The sequence below is a fragment of the Bradyrhizobium sp. HKCCYLS2038 genome, from assembly GCF_051167655.1.
Lineage (GTDB): Bacteria > Pseudomonadota > Alphaproteobacteria > Rhizobiales > Xanthobacteraceae > Bradyrhizobium.
In genome coordinates, this window is record NZ_JBNPTM010000002.1 from 720,216 (window position 1) to 746,837 (window position 26,622).

30 protein-coding genes are annotated in these 26,622 nt (G+C 65.5%); 13 read left to right on the forward strand and 17 right to left on the reverse strand.

Annotation, left to right across the window (positions count from 1 at the left end; all coding sequences use genetic code 11):
- The first annotated feature begins 208 nt into the window (after window positions 1-208).
- Window positions 209-697 carry a thermonuclease family protein gene (locus ACQR1I_RS12450; RefSeq protein WP_434864883.1) on the forward strand — a complete coding sequence of 163 codons (489 nt, stop codon included), beginning with the start codon at window positions 209-211 and terminating at the stop codon, window positions 695-697.
- Between the two features lie 103 nt (window positions 698-800).
- Window positions 801-1,904: a D-alanine--D-alanine ligase family protein gene (locus ACQR1I_RS12455; protein ID WP_434864884.1), complete on the forward strand. Its 1,104-nt coding sequence runs from the start codon at window positions 801-803 to the stop codon at window positions 1,902-1,904.
- Between the two features lie 21 nt (window positions 1,905-1,925).
- Here ACQR1I_RS12455 and ACQR1I_RS12460 read toward each other — a convergent pair whose 3' ends face one another.
- The 10 genes from ACQR1I_RS12460 to ACQR1I_RS12505 form a co-directional block, all read right to left on the reverse strand.
- Window positions 1,926-3,125 (reverse strand): efflux RND transporter periplasmic adaptor subunit, encoded by a 1,200-nt coding sequence (locus ACQR1I_RS12460; protein WP_434865132.1) that lies wholly within the window; start codon window positions 3,123-3,125, stop codon window positions 1,926-1,928.
- 2 nt (window positions 3,126-3,127) lie between these two features.
- On the reverse strand, window positions 3,128-5,494 hold the full coding sequence (locus ACQR1I_RS12465; protein ID WP_434864885.1) for an ABC transporter permease: 2,367 nt from the start codon (window positions 5,492-5,494) through the stop codon (window positions 3,128-3,130).
- The gene (locus tag ACQR1I_RS12470; RefSeq protein ID WP_434864886.1) at window positions 5,488-6,246 is read right to left on the reverse strand and encodes an ABC transporter ATP-binding protein; all 759 of its coding nucleotides are present in this window, start codon (window positions 6,244-6,246) and stop codon (window positions 5,488-5,490) included. The genes ACQR1I_RS12465 and ACQR1I_RS12470 overlap by 7 nt, the downstream gene beginning before the upstream one ends.
- 131 nt (window positions 6,247-6,377) lie before the next feature.
- Window positions 6,378-6,656: a hypothetical protein gene (locus ACQR1I_RS12475; RefSeq protein ID WP_434864887.1), complete on the reverse strand. Its 279-nt coding sequence runs from the start codon at window positions 6,654-6,656 to the stop codon at window positions 6,378-6,380.
- A 144-nt stretch (window positions 6,657-6,800) separates the two neighbouring features.
- On the reverse strand, window positions 6,801-7,214 hold the full coding sequence (locus tag ACQR1I_RS12480) for a GFA family protein (protein ID WP_434864888.1): 414 nt from the start codon (window positions 7,212-7,214) through the stop codon (window positions 6,801-6,803).
- 9 nt (window positions 7,215-7,223) lie between these two features.
- A complete protein-coding gene (locus ACQR1I_RS12485) occupies window positions 7,224-7,703 on the reverse strand; it encodes an SRPBCC family protein (protein WP_434864889.1) in 480 nt (159 codons plus the stop codon).
- Window positions 7,700-8,029 carry an ArsR/SmtB family transcription factor gene (locus ACQR1I_RS12490; protein ID WP_434864890.1) on the reverse strand — a complete coding sequence of 110 codons (330 nt, stop codon included), beginning with the start codon at window positions 8,027-8,029 and terminating at the stop codon, window positions 7,700-7,702. The genes ACQR1I_RS12485 and ACQR1I_RS12490 overlap by 4 nt, the downstream gene beginning before the upstream one ends.
- Window positions 8,030-8,086: 57 nt before the next feature.
- Window positions 8,087-9,328, reverse strand: a complete 1,242-nt coding sequence (locus tag ACQR1I_RS12495; RefSeq protein WP_434864891.1) for an extracellular catalytic domain type 1 short-chain-length polyhydroxyalkanoate depolymerase — start codon at window positions 9,326-9,328, stop codon at window positions 8,087-8,089.
- Window positions 9,329-9,332: 4 nt separating this feature from the next.
- Window positions 9,333-9,752, reverse strand: coding sequence for a CopG family transcriptional regulator (locus tag ACQR1I_RS12500; RefSeq protein WP_434864892.1), 420 nt, complete (start codon window positions 9,750-9,752; stop codon window positions 9,333-9,335).
- Window positions 9,753-9,835: 83 nt separating this feature from the next.
- Entirely contained in the window at window positions 9,836-10,273 is a 438-nt protein-coding gene (locus tag ACQR1I_RS12505) for a thiol-disulfide oxidoreductase DCC family protein (RefSeq protein ID WP_434864893.1), read from the reverse strand.
- Window positions 10,274-10,551: 278 nt separating this feature from the next.
- On the opposite strand from ACQR1I_RS12505, the gene ACQR1I_RS12510 reads away from it, so the two are divergent.
- Window positions 10,552-10,767 (forward strand): hypothetical protein, encoded by a 216-nt coding sequence (locus ACQR1I_RS12510; RefSeq protein WP_434864894.1) that lies wholly within the window; start codon window positions 10,552-10,554, stop codon window positions 10,765-10,767.
- A gap of 68 nt (window positions 10,768-10,835) precedes the next feature.
- On the opposite strand, the gene ACQR1I_RS12515 is transcribed toward ACQR1I_RS12510, so the two are convergent.
- Window positions 10,836-11,081, reverse strand: a complete 246-nt coding sequence (locus tag ACQR1I_RS12515) for a DCC1-like thiol-disulfide oxidoreductase family protein (RefSeq protein ID WP_434864895.1) — start codon at window positions 11,079-11,081, stop codon at window positions 10,836-10,838.
- 162 nt (window positions 11,082-11,243) lie between these two features.
- Window positions 11,244-12,929 (reverse strand): hypothetical protein, encoded by a 1,686-nt coding sequence (locus ACQR1I_RS12520; protein WP_434864896.1) that lies wholly within the window; start codon window positions 12,927-12,929, stop codon window positions 11,244-11,246.
- Window positions 12,930-14,014: 1,085 nt separating this feature from the next.
- Here ACQR1I_RS12520 and murI point away from each other — a divergent pair.
- From murI to ACQR1I_RS12555, 7 genes are all read left to right on the forward strand, one after another.
- Window positions 14,015-14,812 (forward strand): glutamate racemase, encoded by a 798-nt coding sequence (gene murI / locus ACQR1I_RS12525; protein WP_434864897.1) that lies wholly within the window; start codon window positions 14,015-14,017, stop codon window positions 14,810-14,812.
- A 13-nt stretch (window positions 14,813-14,825) separates the two neighbouring features.
- Window positions 14,826-15,599: an HpcH/HpaI aldolase family protein gene (locus tag ACQR1I_RS12530; RefSeq protein WP_434864898.1), complete on the forward strand. Its 774-nt coding sequence runs from the start codon at window positions 14,826-14,828 to the stop codon at window positions 15,597-15,599.
- Between the two features lie 64 nt (window positions 15,600-15,663).
- Window positions 15,664-16,050, forward strand: coding sequence for a cupin domain-containing protein (locus ACQR1I_RS12535; RefSeq protein ID WP_434864899.1), 387 nt, complete (start codon window positions 15,664-15,666; stop codon window positions 16,048-16,050).
- A gap of 195 nt (window positions 16,051-16,245) precedes the next feature.
- Complete coding sequence (locus ACQR1I_RS12540; protein ID WP_434864900.1) at window positions 16,246-17,022, forward strand: acyltransferase; 777 nt, start codon at window positions 16,246-16,248, stop codon at window positions 17,020-17,022.
- 265 nt (window positions 17,023-17,287) lie between these two features.
- On the forward strand, window positions 17,288-17,905 hold the full coding sequence (gene rpsD, locus ACQR1I_RS12545; RefSeq protein ID WP_434864901.1) for a 30S ribosomal protein S4: 618 nt from the start codon (window positions 17,288-17,290) through the stop codon (window positions 17,903-17,905).
- 213 nt (window positions 17,906-18,118) lie between these two features.
- On the forward strand, window positions 18,119-18,661 hold the full coding sequence (locus ACQR1I_RS12550) for a hypothetical protein (protein WP_434864902.1): 543 nt from the start codon (window positions 18,119-18,121) through the stop codon (window positions 18,659-18,661).
- A 77-nt stretch (window positions 18,662-18,738) separates the two neighbouring features.
- A complete protein-coding gene (locus ACQR1I_RS12555; RefSeq protein ID WP_434864903.1) occupies window positions 18,739-19,806 on the forward strand; it encodes a threonine aldolase family protein in 1,068 nt (355 codons plus the stop codon).
- A 3-nt stretch (window positions 19,807-19,809) separates the two neighbouring features.
- Here ACQR1I_RS12555 and ACQR1I_RS12560 read toward each other — a convergent pair whose 3' ends face one another.
- Genes ACQR1I_RS12560 through grxD form a run of 3 tightly spaced genes read right to left on the reverse strand, consistent with a single transcriptional unit; the run spans window position 19,810 to window position 21,956 of the window.
- Window positions 19,810-21,030 carry a serine hydrolase domain-containing protein gene (locus ACQR1I_RS12560; RefSeq protein ID WP_434864904.1) on the reverse strand — a complete coding sequence of 407 codons (1,221 nt, stop codon included), beginning with the start codon at window positions 21,028-21,030 and terminating at the stop codon, window positions 19,810-19,812.
- Window positions 21,031-21,060: 30 nt separating this feature from the next.
- Entirely contained in the window at window positions 21,061-21,621 is a 561-nt protein-coding gene (locus tag ACQR1I_RS12565; RefSeq protein WP_434865133.1) for an O-acetyl-ADP-ribose deacetylase, read from the reverse strand.
- A complete protein-coding gene (gene grxD / locus ACQR1I_RS12570) occupies window positions 21,618-21,956 on the reverse strand; it encodes a Grx4 family monothiol glutaredoxin (RefSeq protein WP_006609190.1) in 339 nt (112 codons plus the stop codon). Before grxD ends, ACQR1I_RS12565 begins: the two co-directional genes overlap by 4 nt.
- Window positions 21,957-22,259: 303 nt before the next feature.
- Here grxD and egtB point away from each other — a divergent pair, with 303 nt between their 5' ends.
- Together egtB and egtD are read left to right on the forward strand one after the other, a co-directional pair.
- Window positions 22,260-23,510, forward strand: coding sequence for an ergothioneine biosynthesis protein EgtB (egtB, locus tag ACQR1I_RS12575; RefSeq protein ID WP_434864905.1), 1,251 nt, complete (start codon window positions 22,260-22,262; stop codon window positions 23,508-23,510).
- 53 nt (window positions 23,511-23,563) lie between these two features.
- Window positions 23,564-24,535 carry an L-histidine N(alpha)-methyltransferase gene (egtD, locus tag ACQR1I_RS12580; protein WP_434864906.1) on the forward strand — a complete coding sequence of 324 codons (972 nt, stop codon included), beginning with the start codon at window positions 23,564-23,566 and terminating at the stop codon, window positions 24,533-24,535.
- On the opposite strand, the gene ACQR1I_RS12585 is transcribed toward egtD, so the two are convergent.
- On the reverse strand, window positions 24,511-25,713 hold the full coding sequence (locus ACQR1I_RS12585; protein ID WP_434864907.1) for a low temperature requirement protein A: 1,203 nt from the start codon (window positions 25,711-25,713) through the stop codon (window positions 24,511-24,513). The two genes, egtD and ACQR1I_RS12585, sit on opposite strands and share 25 nt — an antisense overlap.
- A 37-nt stretch (window positions 25,714-25,750) precedes the next feature.
- Window positions 25,751-25,990 (reverse strand): BolA family protein, encoded by a 240-nt coding sequence (locus ACQR1I_RS12590; RefSeq protein WP_434864908.1) that lies wholly within the window; start codon window positions 25,988-25,990, stop codon window positions 25,751-25,753.
- A 233-nt stretch (window positions 25,991-26,223) separates the two neighbouring features.
- Between ACQR1I_RS12590 and ACQR1I_RS12595 the strand changes: the two genes are divergently transcribed.
- Window positions 26,224-26,589, forward strand: coding sequence for a DUF427 domain-containing protein (locus tag ACQR1I_RS12595; RefSeq protein WP_434864909.1), 366 nt, complete (start codon window positions 26,224-26,226; stop codon window positions 26,587-26,589).
- Window positions 26,590-26,622 lie beyond the last annotated feature (33 nt).

Sequence of the window (26,622 nt, forward strand, 5' to 3'; positions counted from 1 at the left end):
TTTGTTCATCACGCCGGCTGCGCTCGCCGGGTCATACGATGGCACGTCATACAAATGCACGACTGAGCTTCGCTATAACAACTCACGAGCCAGGTTGATTCGTCCGTCGATGGAACGGCACGGCTGCTCGTGAACGGGTCCGGTCTTGCGCGTCATCATTCCTCGTCTCCTCTGCATCGTTCTGTCGCTCGTCACGGCATCGCCGGCGATGGCCCGCGACCTCGTGGGCAGCGCCCACCTCGTGGGCCGCGCCAGCATCGTCGACGGCGATACGCTGGACATTCACGGCGCGCGAATTCGCCTGTGGGGGATCGATGCGCCGGAGAGCGCGCAGCTCTGTCGCGGCCGCGACCGCAAACCGTATCGATGCGGCGCGCTGGCCGCCAACACGCTCGACGGGTTTGCGCGCGGCAAGGTTCTCCGCTGCGTGCCCGTCGATGGCGATCGCTATGGCCGCATCCTCGCGCGCTGCGCCGCCGGCGCTGTCGACATCGGGCAGTTCATGGTGTCGCGCGGGCTCGCGATCGAGGAGCCACAATATTCGCACGGCGCCTACGCGAACGATCAGCTCGCCGCCCGCCGCGCCAGCCGCGGCATCTGGTCCGGCCAGTTCGTCGCCCCGCCGCTCTACCGCAGCTGCATGCATGCCAGCGGCACGACGATGCTGTGCTCGGACGGCGACATGCGAAGCCGGTGAACCGCGCGGCCCCGCGCGACATGCACGGAACAGCGTGATTGCGACGCGTCGCGTTCTTGCTGTAGCGTCACGCACCGCAGAGGCTTGGGGCTGGTGACGAACGATGACTGACACAAAGATCCGCGTGGCGATCCTGTTCGGCGGGCGCTCGGCGGAGCACGACGTCTCCCGGGCGTCGGCGGCCAACATCTTCCGCTCGCTCGATGCCGGGCGCTACGCCGTCACGCTGATCGGCATCACGCATGACGGCCGCTGGGTGCTCGCCGATGCCGCCAATGATCGCGCGAGCGCCGCACTCACGGTACCCATGGACGGGCCTGACATCGTGCTGCTGCCCGCCGGCCAGGGCCGTGCGCTCGTCCTTGGCGATGGCGGCGCCGGCCCGCGCGAGCTCGCCTTCGACGTGATCTTTCCGGTGCTGCATGGCCCGAACGGCGAGGACGGCACCGTGCAAGGCGCCCTCGAGCTGGCCGACGTCGCCTATGTCGGCGGCCGCGTGCTGGGATCGGCGGTGGCGATGGACAAGGATGTCGCCAAGCGCCTGCTGCGCGATGCCGGCCTGCCGATCGTGCCCTTCGTCACCATGACGGCGGCATCGCCGGTGACCTATGACGCGGCGGTCGCCGCCATCGGCTCTTCCGAGCTGTTCGTGAAGCCGGCCAATCTCGGCTCCTCGGTCGGCATCTCCAAGGCGCGCAACGCCGACGAATTCGACGCCTCGTGCCGGCTGGCGCTGCGCTTCGATCGAAAAATCCTGATCGAGCGCTGCATCGCGCCGGTGCGCGAGATCGAATGCGCCGTGCTGGAGCGCGCCGACGGCGAGATTGCCGCCTCCGAGCTCGGCGAGATCGTGCCCGCGGGCAGCCACGGCTTCTACTCCTACGAGGCCAAGTACACCGATGCCAACGGCGCCTCGCTGCACGTGCCGGCGCAGGTCGAGCCCGGCCTGGCGCAGCGCATCCGCAAGATGGCGACCGAGGTGTTCGGCGTGCTCTGCTGCGAAGGTCTCGCGCGCGTCGACGTCTTCGTCCGCGGCGACGAGGTCTACGTCAACGAGGTCAACACGCTGCCCGGCTTCACCAACATCAGCATGTACCCGAAGATGTGGGAGGCCACCGGCCTGCCCCAGCCCGCGCTGATGGACAGCCTGATCGCGCATGCGCTGGCGCGGCAATCGCGGCTCAGAGCGCTGGCGTCGCAGCGCTGAGGCCCCGGGGGACGCCACGTGTCAGCGCGGCGCGACCTTGACACCATCTGCAACGCGGTCGCTCGGATAGATGATCACGACATCGCCGCCGGCGACGCCCTCGGCCACCGCGGCGAACCGGCCGGAGCGGCGGATGATGCGCAGTTTGCGCAGCTCGGCGCGGCCGTCCTTCAATGCGAACACCGACCAGTCGTCGCCGCGCTTGAACAGCGCGCCGGTCGGCACGATGGTCGCATCGTCCTGGGTGAAGACGACGATCTGCGCATCGAGCTGATAGGCGTCGCCGAGCCGCTGCCATTGCTCGGCCGGCGAGACGATGTCGATCAGCACGTTGACGCGCTGCTCCTCGACGCCGAGGGTCGAGATCTTGGTGAAGGCGGCCGGCTCGACACGGCGAACCCGTCCCAACAGGCGGCCCGGACCGCCCCAGCGATCGATCGTCACCTCGGCGCCGGGACGGATCTCGATGGCATCGGTACTCAGCACGTCGATGACCACTTCGAGATCGTGGGGATCGCCGAGCTCGAGCAGAGCCGTGCCCGGCTGCACCGTCGTCTCGCTTTCCTGCGTCACCTTCAGCACGAGCCCGCCGACCGGCGCCGTCACGTTCCAACTGTCCGCGGGCGCGTCGGCATCTGTATTGCTGCCATAGCGGGCCAGCATGGCGCGGAGCTGATTGAGCTCGTGTCCGGCGGCATGGTCGACATATTCGGCGGCCCGTAGGTCGCGGTCGGCGACCTGCATCGCGAGCTCGGCGCGCTCCTTCGCCTGGGCCGTCGCAGCCCCGCTCGTGGCCAGCGCCTTGGTGCGCGCGAGATCGGCGCTCGCCTGCGCGCTCTGCGCCTGCGCCCGCGCCACCACGGCCTTGGCGCGCTCCACATTCGCTTCGGCCGCGCCGAGCCGCTCCTCGACCTCGCGGCGGGCGCGCGGATCGAGCAGCGGCGCCGGCGCTGGCGTGATGGTGGCAACCACATCATCGGCCTTGACCTGGTCGCCGGCCTTGAAACGGATGCGCCCCAACCGGCCGGCGAGCGGCGCGGCCACGACATAGCGCTGGCGCACCCGCGTCTTGCCGTCGTCCTCGACGGTCGCAACGAACCGTCCTTTGGTCACGATAGCCGTCTCCACCGGCACCGGGCTCGGCATCACCATCCAGGCGATGCCGGCGGCGACCACCAGAGCTGCCGACACGATGACGATCAGGCGCAACACGGGACGCATGCTCATTCCCTGGTCTTGAGGGCGGCGACCAGATCGAGCCGATCGACCCGCCTGCGGACGATGATGGCGCTGATCCCGGCGCTGGCCAACACCACAGCAGTCGCGATCAGGTAGGTCTGCGGTGCGATCACGCCGGGGATCTCGAAGCTCTCGTTGGAATGCAGGCGGGCGATCAGCGCGATGATGCCGCGCGACAGCAGCAGACCGAGCGGAATCCCGACCGCGATCTCCAGCGCGAACTCGCCGAACAGAATGCCCGCCACCTCGCTGCGGGTGAAGCCGAGCACGCGCAGGCTGGCGAGCTCCCAGGCGCGTTCCTGCAGGCTGATGCGGGCGCTGTTGTAGACCACGCCGATCGTGATGATCGCGGCGAAGCCGGTGAGGATGCCCGCCGTGACGAACACGAGGCCCGCGATCTTGTCCATGAATGAGGCCACCGCATAGGCCTTCATCGAGACAGATTCGATCATCGGCAGACTCTTGAACCGCGTGCCGAGCGCGGCCAGCGCCGTCGGCTCGACGTGCAGGCTGGCGGCCGAGAGGACGTTGCCCTCGCCGGTGAAGCGGTTGAGCGTGTCGATATCCATGTAGGACGCCATGCCGATCGCCTCGTCGACGATGGCGCTGACCGGGACGTCGCGCCGTTGCCTCCGGCCCTCCATCGCCTCGACGGTGACGAGGTCGCCGGCGCCGAGCGCCAGCCGCTCGGCGAGCCGCCGCGTCAGGGTAATGCCGTCGGGCACTGCTGCGATCGGCCGGCGCGCCGCATCATGCGGGCGGCGCAATTGATCCGTCGCCGCCAGCCCGACCACCGCGGTGAGATAGCTGCGATGACCGGCGCGCAGCCGCACCGGGACGATGCGCTGACCTTCGGCGAGCAGCACGCCAGGCTCCCGCGCCAGATCGCGCAACACCGCGCGATCCACCGGATGCGGGAAGCTGATGGTGGCGTTGCCGCGCTCGACCAGATTGAACTGCAGCTCGATCATCTCGCCGATCGCATCGCGCCAGAAGATCCCGAGCACCATCATCGGCACCGCGAAGGCGATGCCGATGACGGTGAACAGCGAGCGGAACGGACGCCCCGCGATATTTCGCAGCATCATCATCCGCCGCGCACGACGTGCCCCGCCGGGCATCATCAGTTCGAGCCAGGAGCGGCGAAAGCCGAGTGGCATCGCCGGCCGCATCGCCTCCGCCGGCGCGAGGCGGACGACGGCGCGCAGCGCCGTGATGACGCCGAGTGAGCCGGCCGCAGCGCTGATCGCGACGCCTGCCAGCATCGCCCATGGCGCCAGCCGGAACGGCAGCTCCGGCAGGCGAAAGAAGCCGTGATAGCTCGCGATCATCGCCTGCCCGAAGCCGAAGCCGCCGGCAATGCCGAGCAAGCAGCCGATCAGCACGATGACCAGCATCAGCGCGAGGTAATGCAAGGTCAGAGCCGAGGTCGGGAAGCCGAGCGCCTTGAGCGCCGCGATCTGCTCGCGCTGCGCCGCGACCAGCCGTCCCAGCGCACTGTTGAGCAGAAAGGCGGCGACGCCGAAGAAGATGATCGGAATGGTGATCGACATCACCTTCTGCTGGTTCAGCTCGTCCTCGAGAAACCGGTTCGACGGCTGGTCGCGACGCGCGATCGCGCCGATCGAGCCATACGGTTCGAGCAGCCGGTCGAGTTCCTCGATGACGGGCTGCGCATCGGCCCCCGGCGCCAGCGCGACCACCGCGTCGTTGAACGCCCCCTTCATGTCGAAGGCGGCCTCGGCCGCGCTGCGGTCGACCCACAGGATGGCGTAGAGTCGATCGTCCGGGATCGGCAATCCCGGCCGCACGGCATAGACATATTCCGGCGACAGCGCGATGCCGGAGACCCGGAACGCCTGCAGCCGGCCATTGAGCAGCACGCGGATCTCATCGCCCGGCTTGACGCCGTTGGCCTCGGCGAAGGCCTCGTTGACGGCGGCGCTGCGCGCGTCGCCCGGCGCGGGCGCCGTGCCGCGGCGCAGATGCAGCCGCGCCAGCGGCTCGTCGCCGGCGCGGCTGAGCGAAACGAGACGCGCGGACACCGGCAGCGACGCGGCCGGCGCATCGACGATGACCTCGCGCACGATGCGCGGCTCGACCGCGATGACGCCGGCGATCTCGTTGAGCCGGGCGACCAGCGCCAGCGGCGCGCGCTTCAAGGTGACGAAGACCTGCGGAAAGCGCGCTTCCGCATAAAACTGCTCGCAGCCGGCGCGCAGCGATTGATAGGTCGAAACCGAGCCGACGAACACGGCGACACCGGCCGCCACCAGCAGCGCGATGGTGATCACCTGCCCGCGCATGGCGCCGATGTCGCGCCAGAGCTTGCGGTTCAGCAGGCTCACCACGTCACCTCTTCGGCCGAGAGCCGCCGTGGATTGCGCGTCTCGCCGACGATGCGGCCGCCGCCGAGCCGCAGCACGCGGTCGGCCATGCCGGCGATCGCCGCATTGTGGGTGATGACGATGGTGGTGGTACCGAGCCGCTCATTGGCGCGCGCGATCGCGGCGAGCACCACCTTGCCGGTCTCGTAGTCGAGCGCCCCTGTCGGCTCGTCGCACAACAGCACGTCCGGCGCCTTGACGATGGCGCGGGCCACTGCGACCCGCTGCTGCTCGCCGCCGGACAATTGCGAGGGAAAATGGTCGATCCGCCGCTCGAGTCCGACGAGCTTCAGCACCTCCAGGGAATCGAGCGGCCGGTCGGCGATCTCCGTGACGAGCTGGACGTTTTCCAGCACGGTCAGGCTCGGGATCAGATTGTAGAACTGGAACACGAAGCCGACATGCTCTCGCCGGTAGCGCGTCAGCGCGGCGTCATCGGCGCCGACCAGTTGATGATCGCGCCATTGCGCATCGCCCGAGGTCGGGCTGTCCAGCCCGCCGAGGATGTTCAGCAAGGTCGACTTGCCCGACCCCGACGGACCGAGCAGCACGACGAACTCGCCTTCATGGATGTCGAGATCGACATCGCGCAACGCATGCACCTCGACCTCGCCCATCAGGTAGGTCTTGGAGAGCTTGCGGGCGCGAAACACCGGGACAGCGCCGGCTTCCCTGTGCGTGACGGCGCTCGCATCGTTGGTGATGGTCGGGCTCATCGGGCTGCATTCCTATCCGGCGAACGTCTCGAGACCGGACGACACCGTACAATCGGTCCGAAGCCATGTTTGCCGGTTGATGCATATCAAGCAAGGAGTCGCCGGCGACGTGGCGCCTCACTCACATCCGTTCACGACCATTCAAAGGTCGCGGCTTCGTAGATCAGCACCGCCGCGCCGAGGCAGCGGCGCCAGGGATTGACGCCGCGGACCAGCTCGTCGAACGCCCAGACGACGAGGCCCGCTTTGACCAGACAATCGAGATTGCGGCCCGTCTGCCCCGCGGGATGCCAGACCCAGCCGACGAGGATGCCGACCAGCACGAGCCACAGCGCCGGGTTCGGCATCTGCGCGATCGTGATCTTGCCGGTCGCGCGATTGCGGAAGAACCAGTTCAGGACTCGCGACATCGTGCCACCAGGGTTGGAAATTGCCCAATCCAGTGTTCCGCGGCGGACGAGATTGAATCGAAACGCCACGGCGTACTGGATCGTCCGCCGTCGCGGACGATGACAGCGGAGGTCGACAATGTCGATATCACCCCAGTCCCGAACTCATCGCGGCGGCATCTTGTCGAATGTCTGCAGCGCCGGATCGAGGTGATCCCAGGCGTGTCCGGCTGATGTCCAGGACACCAGTTGCGGCTTGTAACGGCTGGGATCGTCGAGGCTTGCCGGCGTCACGATGAAGACGTCGGGCATCGCCGGAAACGTCAGATGCATCGACGAGCCGCAGCTCGGACAGAACGCGCGCCGCTTCACGGTGCCGCCATCGCCGATGGTTTGAAAATGAGAGACCTCGCCGTCGACCTTCACCTCCGCCGCAACGAAGGTCAGGTGCGATTGATGGCCGGTGCCGCTGTCGCGCTGACATTGCCGGCACCGGCAATCCAGCATCACGGCGGGCTCGCCCTTGATCTCATAACGCACCGCGCCGCAGGCGCAGCCACCGACATAGGACCTGGTCATGTTGCCCTCTCAATGCGATCGCGTCGAAGCATCTTGTTCGGCGGCGATCTGATCGAGCTTCTTGACGACGACCTTCCAACCCTCACCCATCTTGCGGTAGGCCGTCTCGTTGGCCGGCAGCACGAAGCCGGAATGCACGAGGCGAAGACGCGTGCCCTTATCGGCCCTGGACAGGCTGAAGGTGACCACCGTCTCCAATGGCGCGCCGTAGCCGACATTGCCGGTATGGCCGCCCTTCCACGCGTAGGCCAGCCGCTGGTTCGGCACGACCTCCAGCACCTCGCAATGAATGGTGCCGTCCCATCCGCCCGCCGGCGTCGTTTGAAAGGTGAAGCGCGTGCCGGCGACGGCTGCAAAACCCTTCGGCGCCATCAGCCAGCGGCCGATCAACTCGCCATTGGTCAGGACTTTCCAGATGATTTCGGGCGCGTGCGGAAAGATCTCCTCGACCACGATAGCCTGCGTGTCCGGTTTGACGGTCTGGTTCATGGATCGATGTCCTTCAGCAGCTGTCTCAGATCGGCGAAGCGGTCGCGCCAGAACGCGCCGTAATGGCTCATCCAGTCGGCCAGCGGCTCCAGGCCGCGTGGCTCGGCGCGGTAATAGACCTTGCGTCCCTGCGGGCGCTCGCAAACGAGGCCAGCCTGCTTGAGGGATTTCAGATGCTGCGAGATGGCGCCCTGCGTCACGCTGCTGCCGCGGGTCAGCTCGACGACGGTGATCTCGTCGGACGCGACGATGCGCTCGAACACCGCCCGCCGCGTCGGATCGGCCAACGCGCGCATGACGGCAGTGACGGTTTCGGCTTCGGTCATTCGGAAACAATAGCCAAGACTAATTCATTAGTCAAGACTAATGTTGGTGGCACCAGGTCACTTCAGCGCGTGCGCGAGGAAGAAGCGCAGCATCTCGCGCGATGCGTCCGGGCCTTTGGGATCGGTGTAAGAGCCGGCCGGGCTGCCGCCCGACCAGGCGTGAGCGGCGCCGTGGATCATCCAGTTCTCCGAAATCACCTGCCCGCGATCGGTCAGGATGGTCCGGGTGTAGGCATGGCCGCCGGGCACGCGGCCGCTGATGACGGAGGCCGTCCCGCGTCCACCAGCCAACTGCGCGATCCGGTCGCCATTGACGGGATGCACGGTCGCGTCGCGATCGCCGTGGAAGACGATGGTCGGCACAACCGGGCCGCGCTCGGCCACACGCGCCGAGCCGCCCTGGCGCATGGCCTGAAGCGCCGAGGGCAGATCACGCGCGGCCCCGCAGGCGAGGCCGGAATGAATGCCGGCGGCTGCGTAGAGATCGGGATAGGTCGCGGCCATCACGGCCGCGGCCGCGCCGCCGGCCGACAGGCCCGCGACGTAGATGCGCCGGGGATCGACCTGATGGTCGCGCATCACCTGGCGGGTGATGCCCGCGATCAGCGACGGCTCGCCGCCGTCGCGCTGCTGATCGCCGGGGCGAAACCAGTTCCAGCATTTCGACGGGTTGGCGCCGCTGGGCTGCTCGGGATAGACGACGAAGCAACCCTGCTCCTCGGCCGCGAAATTCATCCGTGTGCCGGCGGCGAAATCGTCGGCCGACTGGGTGCAGCCGTGCAGCATGACGACGAGCGGCAGCGGCCGCTGGTGCGTCCGGCTGGGGATCAGCAGCTTGTAGGACCGGCGGCCGGCCGCATTGCTGAAACTGGCTTGGAGGAAGCGAGCGCCCTCGGGTGTGGTGTCCCGTGGCGAAGGCGCGCGGAGATTTGGACCTCGCAGGCCGATCCCCGGGAGGCCACCAAGGCCGTCACGACGGACGAAGCGCTTGCGCACCAAGGCGGACGGGCCGCGCGATGGCATCTCTTGCGTCGACATATCTTGCGCTGTCGCGGGTTGCGCGGTGCGCGCGGGCGCAGCCGCGTCCCGATCGGCGCGCGCGCGCTCGCCGATGCGCGTCGCTTCGCCGTCGATGGTCGGCGGTGACAGCCGCGCCGGCGCCGGCCGCGCGGGATCAGCCTTTGCCGCAGCCGGGCGGCTCGCGCCTTGCAGCATCCGCTGCAGCAACGCCGTGGCCTCCGCCAGCCGGCCGGCCCGCGTCAGCCGCGTCGCTTCGCGCATGATATCCTGATCGAGCATGACGCTACCTCATCCTGTCGGCGAGCGCGGCCTTGACCGCGGGAGGAGCATGCAGCGCGCCCAGCACCGCGATCGAGGCGATGGTGGCGCGCGCCAATTCGGGCGTGACGTCGGCGGCGATGGTCGCGAGCCCCAGCACGTTGATCTGCAGCATCTGGCCTGCGCGCTGCACGGCTTCGAGATCGGCGCGGCTGAAGTTGCGCAGGCCGAGATCCAGGCTGTGGCGCAGCGTGGACTGCTTGACCACGTCGGCGTGCCGGTCGAGCTGGTTGCGGATTGCCGTCCGGATGAAGTCGGCGCGGTTGGAATAGAACCCCTCCCGCACCATCAGGTCGACCTGGCCGAGATCGACAAAGCCGAGATTGACCGTGATCTTCTCGGTATCGGGAGCTTTGCTGCGGAGCGGGTGGACATTGTCGGGCATGGGGACCATCCGTGTACCATCCATATGGATGGCCTATGGATGTGATATGGATGTCCGCCGCGGTCGTTCAAGGACCGGGGGTGTCATTGACCGGCCGAACCGTCCCCGGTGCGGGGCACCGTGGGATGCCCCACCTTGCGATGCTGGACGCGCGCGACGGTGCGGGAGATCAACGGCCTGACGGGAAGGAACAGCCGGTAGCCGAGTTCCAGCGCCGCCAGCGCGCCCGGCAACGAGGCCAGCCGCGCCGCCCAGCGCCAGCGCGGCAACCGCCGCCAGACCTCGACGAAGGCTGCAGCGCCCGACAGCAGCCGCCCGTCACCGGCCCGCACGTGGAACCGCTGCATCGCCTCCCGCTGGGTCAATCCGTCCGGCACTTCGGCGCCCGCCCGGGAGACGTCTATGAAGCACAGCGCGCCAGCCTCGTCGGTGCGGCCGTAGTAGCCGATCTCCGCCCGGCACAGCGGGCAGGATCCGTCGAAATACACGGTGGACTGTGCCTGCTCTTGCGCCACGCGCATCTCCCTGGCCAGGACCGACTTCGGCCCGTGCTTCCCAAACGTCTGCGCGAGCGGTTTGGGTCAGCCTCTCGCCAGGAACGTGATCACCCCGGCCGTCGACGCAGGTCTATTGAGTGCACTGTCGCCTTGGGAGGTTGCAGCGAAGGTGTCGACACGGGCAGGCGCTGGCACCACGGGACTCGACACGACAACCGTCATGCCGATGCACGGCCGATTCGACATATGCCCGCCATACGCCTGGGCTACCAATTGCATGAACAGCCTTGACGAGGAGCAACATGGCCGACAACGACATCGACGTCTTCCTGACCGCGCGCAACGTGCTGGTCGAAATGCGCCTGAATTTGGCCAAGGCCGTTTCGGCCGGCTACAAGAAGGGCGAAACGGAAATTGCGGTCAAGAGCCTCATCGAGGTCCAGCAAGCCCTCGACGTGATCGACCACGCGAGCGAGGAGCTGGAGGAGCTCGAAGAAGGCGAGCACGACGAGGACTGAAGCGCTGGGCGCGGTCAGGCCGGGCCATCGCGTCACACGCAGCTCTTCATGCCGCCGTGCCCGCCACCTCACGACAGAACACGCCGCCCGACGGTGGGGCCCACGCCGCCTGACGGCGGCGCTTTGCACACTCTACGCAGCTGCATCGCCTCTCGCTGCGTCAATCCGTCCGGCACTTCGGCGCGCGCCTGGGAGACGTCGATGAAGCACAGCGCGCCAGCCTCGTCGGTGCGGCTGTAGTAGCCGATCCCTGCCCGGCACAGCGGGCATGATCCGTAGAAATACACAGTGGACTTTCCGCGCTCCGGCGCCATTCGCATCTCCTTCAGGATCGGCCCATCTGGCCCCCTACTGGATGAACGTTTCCCGGAGCGGTTTTGGGTCAGCGTTTTCGGATTGTCTCGCAATGACAGTCACCGAGCTATTCGGCCCACCGAGACGCAGCCATTTCGTAATTTCGACTTCACTTGAACTCTCTATTCAGAGAGGTCGATACCGAATGCTCTGACACGACGGGCGTTAAGCTTTGATTCTTTGCCAATTTTGCGTAGAGCATCCTCAGCATTTTTGGTGATGGATTTCATTGCCTCGCTTGAATTGCCGATATCGCGGAACATCAATGCACCATATACGACCCTTCTCAGATCGTCGCCTTGCTGGCTCTTGAACACAGCAAGAAAGTCATCAGAGGTTAGCATCCCCAAAACTGAAACATCTTCAGAATTCCATCCCTTCTGAACTCCAATCCGTTGAAGGATTTCAGCTACGTCGGGAGCCAGCGCTAGAGAATCGCACTTCTCCTTGAAGGCCTCACGAACGTCAGCGTCCTTCACCTCATCACCAAACGGCGCCTTATCCAACCTCCAAAAGTCCCTAGGCTCGCTCGACCGGACCTCTACGTACTTTCGTATTAGGTCTTTTGCGTTGCTGCCCGCATCCATTTCCTTCAGAAAGCTAATCGTGCTTGATAGGTTCATCGGAGAAATTGCGGGCGCGCATTTGGCTATTGAGTCGGTGAGTGCAGCGATTACTTCTGCTGAGTTATCCGCGAAGGAACCATGATAAAGATCCCAGGCATCGGAGAAGGATCGGTCCTTATCTTGAATTTTTAGTTCTTTTTCCTTCTCTTCAGCAGCGGCTTTCAAGGCTGCGGTGTCGAAGCTTCCCTGTTCTACGCACCTGAAAATCACCGCATCGAATTCGTCGGTGTGCGTCCACCCGAATTGAAGCAACAAGGCCCGCCAGATGGCATTAGGATCGACCACTGTCTTGTCTTTGTTGAAAACTCCTTCGTAAGGATTGAAATCCTTGATAAACTCCAGAGGGGGCGCAGTACCGGGAGGTTGATATTTCGCAAAGCAAAAAAGAGCGGCCGAGTGGACTGCTTGTTGAAGTACTCTCCGGTCAAAGCTCTTCAGTTCCTCCTGGAGACGCTTGGCCAATCGTTCGATCCGCTTAATGAGCCTAATATTTACGACACCCAGGCCGATGCAATCATTGGCCAGCCAAGCTGAAAAGGATTGGCTTTTGTCGACGCCAATCTCAACAGCCTCGAGTGGCGTAGGCTCGAAACGAAGCACGGTGTCAGCAACCTTTTCCAGCTGAGTTCGGAATTCTTGGAGCTTCTGCTCCTCCAATGCTTCATCATTCAAAAGGAGAACGACCTTGCAATCGCGCTCCTCCTTCAAAAATGAAACAAGGCCAAGAAGGTCTCGTGGATCAAGATTCTTGCCGGCCCGTTCAAGGTCATCAATGCATACGACTTGTTTCCTGACGCTCAGAAAACCGAGCTTAGCCAAGTTGAATACTGTATCGCCGAAGCGGGGGATGTATTGAGAGAATCGAAGGAGGCCGCGCCAACGGCCCCACAACGTATCGACCGTCTTTTCAAATGTCTTGAGGTCAGCTTTCTTGCCAATCTCGTCACGAGGGATCGTGTTCTCGAAAATGGCATACCGAACGTCATCAAGGGCACTCTGCCCGAAGAGTGACACATACGCGTATTTTTCCAGCCCGATCGCTTTCGCGTCTTTCGCTTCCCTGAGATAAAACCTCCATGCGAAAGTTTTACCTACACCCCATTTGCCAGTGATACATAGAACTTCCGGCTCTTCCGTTGCGAGGAACCGCCTTAGCTCGCCAGAAAATTGTTTCATGCCCATGCGGCGATCATACATATTGTGAAACGCGTTTCATCGAAAATCTACCCACGGAAGCAAGTCTGATTACAAGCCGCTTCGAGTTGCAGCCCTGCACTGTCACGGCAATTTGGCGATCACCTTCACCCGAAATCAGGTTTTCCAAATCGTTACAGGCAGATCGCCCGCCCGCCTGGAGCGGGAAGTTTTTGCTTCCGTTTTTCAGAAACACATGCTATGTTGCGCCCCATCCCGTCTCACTTGAGGGGCGTTTCGCGATCGTCACGAGCGTGGAGTGCGGGCTGCGGTGGGCGTGTCGGGTTGCAGCGTGAGCGATCATGCCGACGAACGATCCGATGCGCACGGCGAAATCGTGTGGTCCTGGCATCCCGGTGCTGATGCCAAGTTGGCGCTTGCAAGTTCGACGAGCGCGCTGATGACGGGGGCAAGACAGCCGGTCCCCGGGGAGAGCACGTATAAGCCGTAAACCCATTGCGCGGGGAAGGCCGGATGATCCGGCCCGTACCTGTGGTTCCTGCCGCCTGCATTTTTTTTCGCAGGCGGGCCATGGGTGCGACCGGCACCCGGCCTTCCCCGCGCCCTCATTTTCGAGAGGGCGATGAAACGAGCAATACTCGGACGCGAAAGCGGGTGCGAGGATGAGAGCGCATGTTTCACCCGTATCTCACCGCCGTCATTGCGAGGAGCGCAGCGACGACGCAATCCAGAGTCGTCGCGGGACTCTGGATTGCTTCGCTTCGCTCGCATGACGCCCCCACTGTCGTCCCGGGCAAGACACGACGACGCGACAGCGTCGGCGCGGCGCCGACCCGTGACCCAGACGCCGCGGCGGGCGTGGGAGGCACGCTGGAGCGGCCAGTTCGCGCATCAGCTGCCGCCGGTGGTTATGGATCCCGGCGTTCGCCGGGATGACACTGAATTTGAGGATGCGCCGGTGGCCATAAGGACACCATGACCCAGCAACGACACAGAGGCCGGCTTTGAACCTTCGCTTCCGCCGCCGGAACACACCCAGGCGCCCTACTCCCGCCCGAGCCTAACGGGAAAAACCGACTGAACCCGCCTCCTGCTTCCGGTACACTGCCCGCGTGACCCAGCGCCCCACGATTCTCGTGTTCGACTCCGGCCTCGGCGGCCTGTCCGTGCTGCGCGAGGTAGTGCGCGCTCGGCCCGATGCGCATGTCGTCTATGTCGCCGATGACGCGTTCTTTCCCTATGGCCATCACAGCCAGGAGGCGCTGATCGCCCGCGTGGTGCCGCTGATGGGCGAATTGATATCAGCGCATCGGCCGGATCTCGTCGTCATCGCCTGCAACACCGCCTCGGTGCAGACGCTGGCCGAGCTGCGCGCGGCCTACAAGACGCCGTTCGTCGGCACCGTGCCGGCGATCAAGCCGGCCTGCGCCCAATCCCGGACGAAACGCGTCTCCGTGCTCGGCACCAAGGCGACCGTGCAGCGCGAATACACCCACGCGCTGATCCGCGACTTTGCGCAGGGCTGCGCGGTCACGCTGGTCGGCTCGCCGGAGCTGGCGTCGCTGGCCGAAGCCGCGCTGAGCGGAACCAGCGTCAGCGACGCCGCGATCGCGGCCGAGATCGCCGCCTGCTTCACTGGCGATGCCGAGGATCCGGCCGCCCGCACCGACACGGTGGTGCTGGCCTGCACGCATTATCCGCTGCTGCTCGACCGGCTCGAACGGCTGGCGCCCTGGCCCGTGACCTGGATCGATCCAGCCCCGGCGATCGCCCGGCGCGTCGCCGACCTGCTCGGCCCTGCCGTGGCCGAGGCCGCCGACGGCGGCGCCACCATGATCTTCACCTCGAACAAGCCGCACCAGCTGAGCGGCGCGCTCACACCCTATTTCGGCGGCCGCGTGCCGGCCTGACGGAGAGCAGATGATGTCCGCAACGCCCAAGCCGCTGAACCGCCTCAAGCAGGCCTGGCGCGACAAGCGGCCGACCTTCGGCGCCATCGCCACCATCCCGAGCATTCAGACGGTGCGCATCATGGCGCAGCAGCTCGACTGGATCATCGTCGACCTTGAGCACGGGCCGATCGATCTCTCCACCGCGCATGCGATGATCACGGCCACGGCCGGCACGCCGTGCGTGCCCTTGGTGCGCATCGCCGCCAACGAGCCGCATCTGGCGAAGGCGCCGATGGACTTGGGCGCACTCGGCATCAACTTCCCGATGATCTCGAGCCGCACTGATGCCGAGAAGGCGGTGCGCAGCGTGCGCTATCCGCCTGTTGGCGATCGCCTCTGGGGTCCGTTCCATGCGCCGTTTCACTGGAACGTGTCGATGGCCGAGTACATGGCGACTGCCGATGACGACATGATCTGCATGGTGACGATCGAGCATGTCGAGGCGGTCGAGCGCATCGACGAGATCATGGCAACGCCCGGCATCGACATCGCCGTGATCGGCCCCGGCGACTTGGCCACCTCGATCAACAAGCGCGGCCAACTCGATGATCCCCAGGTGAAATCCCTGATCGCCCGCGCCGAGGCCGGCATCCTCAAATCCGGCGTGCCGATCGGCGGCGTCGCCCGCACGGCCGAGCAGGCCAATGCGATGATCGCGCGCGGCTACCTGGCGCTGGCGCTCGGCTTCGACTGGTCCTTGTTCCAGCGCGGCATTGCCGCCAGCTTCGAGGGGATCAATCGCTGAGTCCGTGGGCCACGGCCCGCGCACTTCATGTTCCAAACGAGAACCAATAGTGGGGGAGAACACCATGATGAAGAAGACGATTTTCGGCCTGTCGCTGGCCGTGCTGGGGCTCGGCGCCGCGCTGGCGCAGCAGCCGGCGATCAAGCGGACCATGCTGCAGAAGACCGATTTTCCGGACGGCTATGCCATCGTCCAGGCGATCGCCGAGGTCGCCGTCGGCGGCTCGGCGGGTCGCCATACCCACCCGGGAGTGGAGACCGCCTACATCCTGGAGGGAGAGGCCGATCTGATCGTCGAGGGCCAGCCGGACCGGCACCTCAAGGCCGGCGATTCGTTCCAGATCCCGGCAGGCGTCGTGCACGACGCCAAGGTTCACGGCGACAAGGGGCTGAAGGTCCTGGGCGTCTACGTCGTCGACAAGACCAAGCCGCTGGCCTCCCCGGCGCCTTAGAGCATGATCCGGAAAAGTGGACGCCGGTTTTCCGAAAAGATCATGCTCAAACAAAGGGATAGATCATGATGCGATTTCGTGGAAGCGCATCATGATCTAGCGCGGCGCTTCCGTAACCCGGCGCGCGGTGCTAACAGCAGCCGCCGCCGGAGACGGACCAGGCCAAGCAGAATGCACGGGAGTGACGGTTTCAGGATGCGCGGAACGACCAGGTCCATCTCGGTGCCACGCCGCCTGATCATCGATCTGATGCGCGCGTCCAGCGACGTTCCGTTCGTCTCCCTGGCGCGGACCCTCAACATCCGGCCGCTGCTCGACGCCCGCGGCGCTGCCGTCAAGCCGCCGGGCTTCGCCGCAATCTTCGTCAAGGCCTTCGCGCTGGTCGCCCGGGACGAACCGACCTTGCGGACGCTCTACGTCAGATGGCCCTGGCCGGCGTTCTACGAGCTGCCGCGCAACATCGCGATGGTGGCGACCGCCCGGGTCGAGGACGGCGAGCCCTGCGTGCTGCCGCAGCGGGTCGGCGATCCCGACCGGCTGACGCTTTCCGAGGTCGACGCCATCATCCGCCAGGGCAAGGAAGCGCCGGCCGACCAGGTGCCGTCGTTCCGCAAGATGCTGCTGACCACCCGCCTGCCCTGGCCGCTGCGCCGGTTCGCCTGGTGGGTGGGCTTGAGCTTCGGCCGGCAGCGGGCCAACTGGTTCGGCAATTTCGGCGTCACCGGGGTCTCGGCCTATGGCGGCGGCCAATTGCAGGCGCTGAGCCCGGGTCCGTACATCCTGAGCTTCGACGTCGCCCAGCCCGACGGCAGCATCGGCGTCATGATCCGCTGGGACCACCGGGTTACCGACGCCGCGCTGATCGCCAAGACCTTTGCCCGGCTGGAGCAGGTGCTGAATGGCGAGATTGCCGCCGAGATCCGGGCCTCGCGCGCGGCCGAAGCCAAGCCCGTCAGGGCGATCGGTGGCTGAGAAGGCGGAATCGGCGCCGTGGCGCAGGAAATCGGGCCCGCGAGGCGATTTGGGCGCAAAAAGCCGGCCTAGCGGTTTGACAAGACGGCGGTTTCTCCCTTAAGAACCGCCCTGCTCGCGGGCCGCTTTCGGCCCGCGTTGCGTTTCGCGACCCGTGGCCTTCTCCCTTCATGCTTTGGGGATGGGCCTGTCGGTGGACCGGATTTTCCGGACACACAGGAGGGCGCGTTTCCTCAAACCCGAACGAAAGACTGAAGAGGACGCGATGACTAAGCGCAGTGAGGCGAAGTACAAGATCGATCGCCGCATGGGCCAGAACATCTGGGGCCGCCCGAAGAGCCCCGTCAACCGCCGCGAATACGGCCCCGGCCAGCACGGCCAGCGCCGCAAGGGCAAGCTCTCCGACTTCGGCGTGCAGCTGCGCGCCAAGCAGAAGCTGAAGGGCTACTACGCCAACATCTCCGAGCGCCAGTTCCACGGCATCTATGTCGAGGCCGGCCGTCTCAAGGGCGACACCGGCGAAAACCTGATCGGCATTCTCGAGCGCCGTCTGGACACCGTGGTGTTCCGCGCCAAGTTCGTCGCGACGATGTTCGCCGCGCGCCAGTTCATCAACCACGGCCACATCAAGGTGAATGGCCGCAAGGTCAACATCTCGAGCTACCAAGTCAAGCCGGGCGACGTGATCGAGGTCAAGGAAGCCTCCAAGCAGCTCGCCGTGGTGCTCGAGGCGAGCCAGCTCGCCGAGCGTGACGTGCCCGACTACATCGAGGCCGATCACTCCAAGATGACCGCGAAGTTCATCCGCATCCCGGCGCTGTCCGACGTGCCGTTCGCGGTGCAGATGGAGCCGCATCTGATCGTCGAGTTCTACTCGCGCTGATCTTGACCGGACGCGTCTTGAACTGACGACGGCCCGATCCCATCTGATAATCCGAAGGCCCTGGCATGCGCCGGGGCCTTTGTTTTTTGGTTTTCGGACCAGGCGAACCGATTCCCGAATGCCACACTTGCCACGAAATCGCCTCAGCTGGGCTGACAGCGTGTCCATCCCGTGATTCACTGTCTGCAGTTGTAAAGTCGCGGGGCGTTCGCCATGGAGTTCAACAGGCGCAATATCATCTTCGGCGCATTGCCGGCCGATGCGGTCGGTGCTCCGCCTCTGCCGCCGTTGCGGTCGCCACCGCTTCGCGCTTCGCCATTACGTGCACGGCCCTCGGGGATCCGCTACCGGTTCAACGACGGCATCTATCCCTCGACCGTCTTCGATCACCTCGAACGCTCCTGCTGGCACGTCCAGTCCGATGCGACAGCCCATGTGATCCGCCATCTCGGAACCGGGCTCACCTTTGCCGACGCGCAGCTTCGCTACGATCCGTTCGCGCTCGAGCTTCTGCACTGTTTCGACAATTCTCCCGAACCCGCCGACGATTGGCAAACCATGCTGATCGGCTGGGCCGCCGTGAACATGGGCTGGAACATCAAGCGACAGCGCCCGGGCGCATCGCTGCTGCTTTCACCGTCGCGGCGGAGTCCGCTCGACTCCTGGGTGTTCGATTGCACGGAGGCACCGCTCCTGGTCACCGAGCCGATCGATGTCTCCAGGCCGCTGCAGCCGGACATCTGGCTGGCGGCGTGATCGAAACGGAGGGGCGTTTTGCGGGAGCGCGGTGAGTTGGGTAAGGTCGGGGTCTGATAAGCGAACGAGGACATCCGATGTACTACACCCCGCCCCCGCGCGATCCGAAGGCGCCGCCCGTGCGCGTCAACCTGTTGTCCGACACGCAGACCCGCCCGACACCTGCGATGCGCGAGGCGATGGCGCGGGCCGAGGTCGGCGACGAGCAGATCGGCGACGATCCGACCGTGCACGAGCTCACCGCCCGCGTCGCCGCCCTGCTCGGCAAGGAGGCCGCGGTGCTGATGCCGTCGGGCACGATGTGCAACGTCGCGGCGACCTTGGTGCATTGCCGCCCCGGCGACGAGATCCTGGCCCACGAGACCGCCCACATCATCTCCCGCGAGGGCGGCGCGCATGCGGCGCTCGGTGGTTTCCAGGTGACGCAGCTGAAGGGACCCGACGGGCAGTTCACGCCGGAGACGTTCCGCGCCGCCCTGCATCCGCGCAGCCGCTATCAGCCGCCGCAGACCGTCGTCAGCGTCGAGCAGACCGCCAACATCGGCGGCGGCACGATCTGGAAGAAGGCCGCGCTCGACGAGATCGTTGACATCGCCAAGGCGCAGGGCATGGCAACCCATATGGACGGCGCCCGGCTGCTCAATGCGACGGTCGCCACCGGCATTCCAGCCGCCGAGATGACCGCAGGCTGGGATTCGGCCTGGATCGATTTCTCCAAGGGGCTGGGCGCGCCGATCGGCGGCGTGCTCGCCGGCAGCGCCGCCTTCATCGACGAGGTCTGGCGCTGGAAGCAGCGGCTCGGCGGCGCGATGCGCCAGGCCGGCGTGGTCGCCGCTGCCTGCATCTACGCGCTGGACCACAATGTCGACCGGCTCGCCGAGGATCACGCCAATGCGCGCGCGCTGGCGCGTGGGCTGGCGCAGATCCAGGGCATCGAGGTGCAGGAGCCCGAGACCAATCTGGTGTTCTTCAAGCCCGACGGCGCTGGCGTGCCCGGCGACAGGATGGTGGCCGAGCTGCGCAAGCGCGGCGTGCTGCTCGCCATGATGGACGGCCGCATCCGCGCCTGCACGCATCTCGATGTGACGGCAGCCATGATCGAGGAGATGATCGGGCATGTCAGGGAGATCGCGCGCGGCGCATGAGCATTACGACGCAAGCGCTCCGTAGACGAGCTGCCGCACATCGCTCGCGATGCGGCCACGCTGCGACGGCGCCTGCATCATGACGATGACGAACAGATCGTCGGCGGGATCGACGAAGAAGAACGTCCCGCCGACGCCATCCCAGCCATATTCGCCGGATGGCAGCGGAGGCTTCGCCTTGAGGCGCACGGAAAAGCCCAGGCCGAAGCCGTGGTCCGGACCAGGAAAATAGAGGTCGTCACGACGAATCCCTGCCCCCACGACATGATCTCGGGTCATCAGCGCGACGGTCTCGGACCTGAGATAGCGGCGGCCGTCGAGTTCGCCGCCGTTCAGCAGCATCTGCGCGAACCGCGCGTAGTCCGAGATGGTGCCGATCATGCCCGCCCCGCCCGATTCCCAGCGCTTCGGACGGATCGGATCGTCCAGGCCGGCAATCGGCCGATCGAACCAGTCGCGCGGCGACGGCTCGGCAACGCGGTTGCGTCGGCTCGGGTCAGCGAGGGAGAACGCGGTCGCGTGCATGCCGAGCGGACCGAGCAGCCGGTCGCGCTCGAACTGATACAGCGAGCTGTCGGAGACGATCTCGATCACCCGTCCGAGCACGTCGGTCGAGTGGCCGTAGTCCCACAACGTCCTCGGCTGCTCGGCCAGCGGCAGCCTGGCGAGACGCGCGGCGAATGTCGCATTGTCGATGTCGCCATCGAACAGCTGCGCATGGGCATAGAGCCGGCGCACCGGCGTCTCGCCGTAGAAGCCGTAGGTGATACCCGATGTATGGCGCAGCAGATCGAGGATGGTGATCGGACGGGCGAGCGGCCGACCGTCGACCTTCACGTCCGCAAAGGCGGGAATGTAGCGCGAGAGCGCATCATCCAGCCTCAGCCGGCCATCGTCGATCAGCATCATGGCGGCCACCGACGTGATCGGCTTCGACATCGAGTAGATGCGGAAGATCGCATCCTCCGTCATCGTCGCGTCGGACGCGGGATCGCGCAGGCCGAAGCTCTGCAGCAGCACCGGGCTGCCATGCTGCTGCACCAGCACGACCGCGCCGGGAATGGTGCCGGCAGCGACCTCGTGCTGAAAATAGTCGGAGACCTTGCCGAGCCGCTGCCGGTCGAGATCGCGCGGCGAGGCCCGGCTGGCGCGGGCCCAGACCGAGAGCATCGCGGTTGCAGGCAAGCTGGCGAGCAGCGCCCGCCGCGACATCTGACGACCCATCCTAGCGACCTCGCGACGGGCCAGGCGTCGTCATCTCCCGCGACCGCGGCTCATGATCGCGGCGCTCAGCGCCTCGTCATGCAACTCGGCGCTCTCGCTGGAGAAGCAGCAGAACACGATCTGCGACAGCGACGTCTGCTCGCTGATCGCGTCGATCGATGTAGCCACAGCAATCGATGCCGCCCGATCTGCGGGAAAGCGGAAGATGCCGGTCGAGATCGCCGGAAATGCGACGGAGTCCAGCAGGTGCTTGTGGCAGAGCTCGATCGAGCGACGGTAGCACAACGCCAGCAGCTCCGGCTCGCCGCGCTCGCCGCCCTGCCAGACTGGGCCGACGGTGTGGATCACGTGGCGCGCCGGCAGGCGATAGCCTTTCGTGATCTTGGCCTCACCGGTCTTGCAGCCATGGAGCATGCGGCACTCCATGACGAGATCCGGCCCTGCCGCGCGGTGGATGGCGCCATCGACGCCGCCACCGCCGAGCAGAGACGAGTTCGCGGCGTTGACGATGGCGTCAACGCCGAGCTTGGTGATGTCGGCCGTGATGACCTCGAACCGGGTCGCGCCGATCTTGCGGACAGGATAGCTCAGGCCGAGGCCGCCGTGCCGACCGGGATGCCCTTGTCGGTGAACAGCTGCTGCAGCTCGCCGCTCTGGAACATCTCGCGGACGATGTCGCAGCCGCCGACGAACTCGCCCTTCACATAGAGCTGGGGGATGGTCGGCCAGTTGGAGAACGTCTTGATGCCGTTGCGCAGTTCAGCCGATTCCAGAACGTTGAGGCCCTTATAGCCGACGCCGACATGGTCGAGGATCTGCACGACCTGGCCGGAAAATCCACACTGCGGAAACTGCGGCGTCCCCTTCATGAACAGGACGACGTCGTTCGACTTCACTTCGTTGTCAATGAATTGCTCGATGCTCATCTTCGCTTCCTCTAGGGCGCCTCAAGGAACGCCTGGGGCTCGGTGCCGCTCTGATCGCGCCGGGACGAAGGCCGTCCCGGGCGACGGGTCACTCCCCATATGTAGCGCAAACCGTTGGGCAGCCAAAGTAAAATGCCGGGGGTCGGTTCAGGGGACCGCCCCCGCCCCGACCATAGCCTGACGGCAGCAATATAATAGCCATTCCGAGGGTTTCATCCCGTAACCAAACCCCTATCTAGGACGAACCGTTCGAAGGAACCTGTTCCGTCGAAGATCGTTTTCTCCCGGCAAACGGAGACCCTCGTGACCAGTTCAGCCTCCGCTACGGCCCCGCTCTCCCCTGATGATGTATCCACGGCACGGTCTCCCCTCCTCGCGGAGAGCCTGATCGAGGCCTTTTTGGCTGTCCGCGGCGAGACCGAGCGCCGGGCCGCGCATCTGAGCCCGGAGGATCAGGTCATCCAATCCATGCCGGACGCCAGTCCGGCGAAATGGCACCGGGCCCACACCACCTGGTTTTTCGAACAGTTCATCCTGGGCGAGCACTGCCCGGGATATGCGCCCTTCCATGCCGATTATGCATACCTGTTCAACTCCTATTACGTCAGCGCCGGGCCCCGACATACGCGGGGCGAGCGCGGGCTGATCACCCGTCCGGGAGCGGCCGAGATCACCGCCTATCGCAAGCACGTCGATGCAGCCATGGTCGAATTTCTTCGCGGCGCCGACGTCACGGCGCTGGAGGCGGTGGCGCCGCTCGTCGAGATCGGCCTCAATCACGAGCAGCAGCATCAGGAGCTGATGCTGACAGACATCCTGCATGCGTTCGCGCAGAACCCAACGGCGCCGGCCTACGATCCGGCCTGGAGCTTCCCAGCCGCGGCCGGCACCGGCGAGGACTGGATCAGGCTTCCCGAAGGCATCCACACCGTCGGCCACGCCGGGGACGGCTATCATTTCGACAATGAGCGGCCGGCCCATCGGGCACTGGTCGGGCCGGTGAAGCTGGCGCGCAATCTGGTCACCAATCGCGAGTGGCTCGCCTTCATGGCGGACGGCGGCTACGAGAAAGCGACGCTGTGGCTGATGGACGGCTTCGCCACGGCAAGCCGCGAGCACTGGCAGGCCCCCGGCCACTGGTACAAGGTCGACGGCGAATGGCGGATCATGACGCTCGGCGGACTGCGCGGCATCGACCCGGCCGCCCCCGTCTGTCACGTCAGCTACTACGAGGCCGATGCCTTCGCGCGCTGGTCGGGCAAGTATCTGCCGACCGAGATGGAGTGGGAGGTGGCCGCGCGCGGCGGCCAGCTCAACGATGCGTTCGGCATCGTCTGGCAGTGGACGCGTAGCGCCTACAGCGCCTATCCCGGCTATCGCCCCACCGAAGGCGCGCTCGGCGAGTACAACGGCAAGTTCATGGTCAACCAGCTGGTGCTGCGCGGCTCCTCGCTCGCGACGCCCGAGGGTCACAGCCGTGTCACCTATCGCAACTTCTTCTATCCCCACCATCGCTGGCAATTCACGGGACTAAGGCTCGCCGACTACACCTGAGCCGCCGGCCATCCGGCACGACAGTCGCGCGTGTGCGCGTCCAGGAGAGTATCATGAACGTGCACGTCAACGCTCTGTCCAACGCCCACCTTCCCGACGACAAGACGTCGGCCTTCGCGCTCGATGCGGTCGCAGGCCTCACCCGGCAGCCGAAGCAGCTGTCGCCGAAATATTTTTACGACGCGGCAGGTTCGGATCTGTTCGAGCAGATCACGCGGCTGCCCGAGTACTATCCGACGCGTACCGAGCTCGGCATTCTCCGGGATCGCGGCGCCGAGATCGCCGCGATCATTCCCGAGAATGCGGCGCTGATCGAATTCGGTGCCGGCGCTACCACGAAGGTGCGTCTGCTGCTCGAAAGCTGCCGCTTTGCCAGCTACGTCCCGGTCGACATTTCCGGCGACTTCCTGACCGCACAGGCCGACAGCCTGCGCCGCGACTTCCCCGATCTCGCCGTGCATCCGGTCATCGCCGACTTCACCACGGCGTTCAAGCTGCCCGACGCCATCACAGGACAGCCGAAGGTCGGCTTCTTCCCGGGATCGACGATCGGCAATTTCGAGCCGCATGAAGCCTGCCGCTTCCTGCGCTCGGCGCGCGAGATCCTGGGCGCTGGTGCGCTGATGATCGTCGGCGTCGATCTCGAGAAGGACGAACGCGTCCTGCATGAGGCCTACAACGATGCGGCCGGCGTGACCGCGCGTTTCAACCTCAATCTGCTGCTGCGCATCAACCGCGAGCTCGGCGGCAATTTCGATCTGTCCGCCTTCGTGCATCGCGCGATCTACAATCGCGAGCAGCATCGCATCGAGATGCATCTGGTGGCGCGGAAGCCGCAGTCGGTTCGGCTGCTCGGCACGACCATCGCGTTCCGTGCCGGCGAGAGCATCCACACCGAGAACAGCTATAAATACAGCATCGAACGGTTCGGCGCGCTGGCGCGCGGTTCGGGCTGGAAGGTCCAGACCGTGTGGACCGATGCGGCGAAGATGTTCTCGGTTCAGGCGCTGGTCGCAGAGGCGTGAGCCTCCGGCTTCGAACGCAGTGACAGCGTCTCCCACAGCGCGACGATCGCCAGCAGCGCGCTCGTCAGCGCCGAGAGGATCAGCGGCGACAGCTCGGTCGCAAACCAGCCGAGACCGGCCAGGGCCAGCAGGCCCGCCCCGTGGGATAGCTGAAGGAATCCGCGCACCTCGCGCTTGAACAGGACGGTCCCGATCAGAAACACGACCGGCCCTCCAATCGTCACGGCGGCCGTCTTGAAATCGGTGTGTCCCGCGGGATGCTTGAGCACGATCTCGTCGGACACGGCCGTCAGGATGATGCCGGCCACGATCGGCATGTGCAGATAGGTGTAGGCGGATCGCGCGACGAGCCCGGACCGGGTCGATCGCGAAATCATCTCGGAACCGGCCTCGGCGCCGCGGTTGAAGTACACCGCCCACATCGCGACCGTGCCGATAAAGGCGCAGGCAAAGGCGGCGACGTTGGCAGCGGTCCAGTCGAGATCGGCAAGGGTCGCGCCGGTCACGACGATCGATTCGCCGAGCGCGATGATGATGAAGAGCGCGCAGCGCTCGGCCATGTGGCCGCCCTCGACCATCCAGTCTTCCACCGTCGATGCCCCAAGGCCCGGTACCCAGAAGCGAACGGCGGGCGAGATGTATTCGAGCGTCAGCGCTGCGGCCCACAACCCCATCCGCACGGAGCCCTCAGCCAGGCCACCGAGCAGCCACAGCACGGCGGAGGCGATAAGCCAGGCGAGAATGCGGATGGCGTTACGGCGAACCGCCACCCTGTGCGGCGGTGTCGCCATCCACCAGAAAGCGGTCCGGCCGACCTGCATGGCCGCATAGGCGATGGCAAACCATAGGCCACGATCGTCGAACGCCCGCGGGATCGACATCGACAGCACGAGGCCGGCGAGCATCAAGGCAAACAGGAGGCTGCGGACCAGCGCCTTCTCGGGATCGAGCCAGTTGGTGACCCAGGCGGTGTAGACCCACACCCACCATACGGCGAGAAACAGGACGGCGGTCTGCACGGCTCCGAGGGGCGTGAAATGACCGATCAGATAATGCGAGATCTGCGTGACCGCGTAGACGAAGACGAGATCGAAAAACAGCTCGACGAAGGTCACGCGGCTGTGCTGGTTCGGCTCGATGACGCGGAACAGCGCACCACGCGGATTGTCCACCGCCATCTCCCCCGATGCGCCTGCGGCCGCCTGCTTCGCTCGCTCAGTGCTGGTCCGGCACCCCGGTCTGCAACGCCAGGGCATGCAGGACGTCGCCCATCTGGCCGCGCAGCGACTGGTAGACGAGCTGATGCTGCTGCACGCGGGACTTGCCGCGGAAAGCCTCGGAGATCACCGTCGCGGCATAATGGTCGCCGTCGCCGGCGAGATCACGGATCGTCACCTGGGCGTCGGGGATGGCGGCCTTGATCATCTGCTCGATATCGTGGGCATCCATGGGCATCCCAGTGCATCTCCTTCTGTCCGGCGGCAAACTGATCAGAGCCACAGAGACATGCTCTGCTGCCCCTCAGTGGCCCGTTCGACGCATCGAATCAAGGCGCTCTCGCGCGACCGTGATGATGAAATCTAGCGCGAACCGCTTTCGAGGTCACGCCCGGAACCACTATATACCAGCCTCGGACGAGATGGCGTGGACCGGGTGACGCACCCGAAAACCGGGATGAGGAGGTTCATATGAAACTGCCAGGGCCGGACCACCCGATCACGATTACCCGCAATCCAAAGCGGATCCGCGTGCTCGCCGATGGTATGGTCATTGCTGATACGACCAGCGCGTTGACGCTGAAGGAAGCGAGCTATCCGGCGGTTCAATACGTGCCGCGGGCCGACGCCAACATGACGGCCCTGCAAAAGACTGATCGCGTGACCCATTGCCCCTACAAGGGGGATGCCAGCTATTTCAGCATCAGCGCCAACGGCAAGACGCTCGACAACGCGATCTGGAGCTATGAGACGCCTTTTCCAGCCATGGCCGAGATCGCGGGCCATCTGGCATTCTATCCGGACAAGGTGCGAATCGAGGAAATTCCGGCAGGTTGACCTTGCCTGAGATCGCCGGCCGGTCGGCTTGGA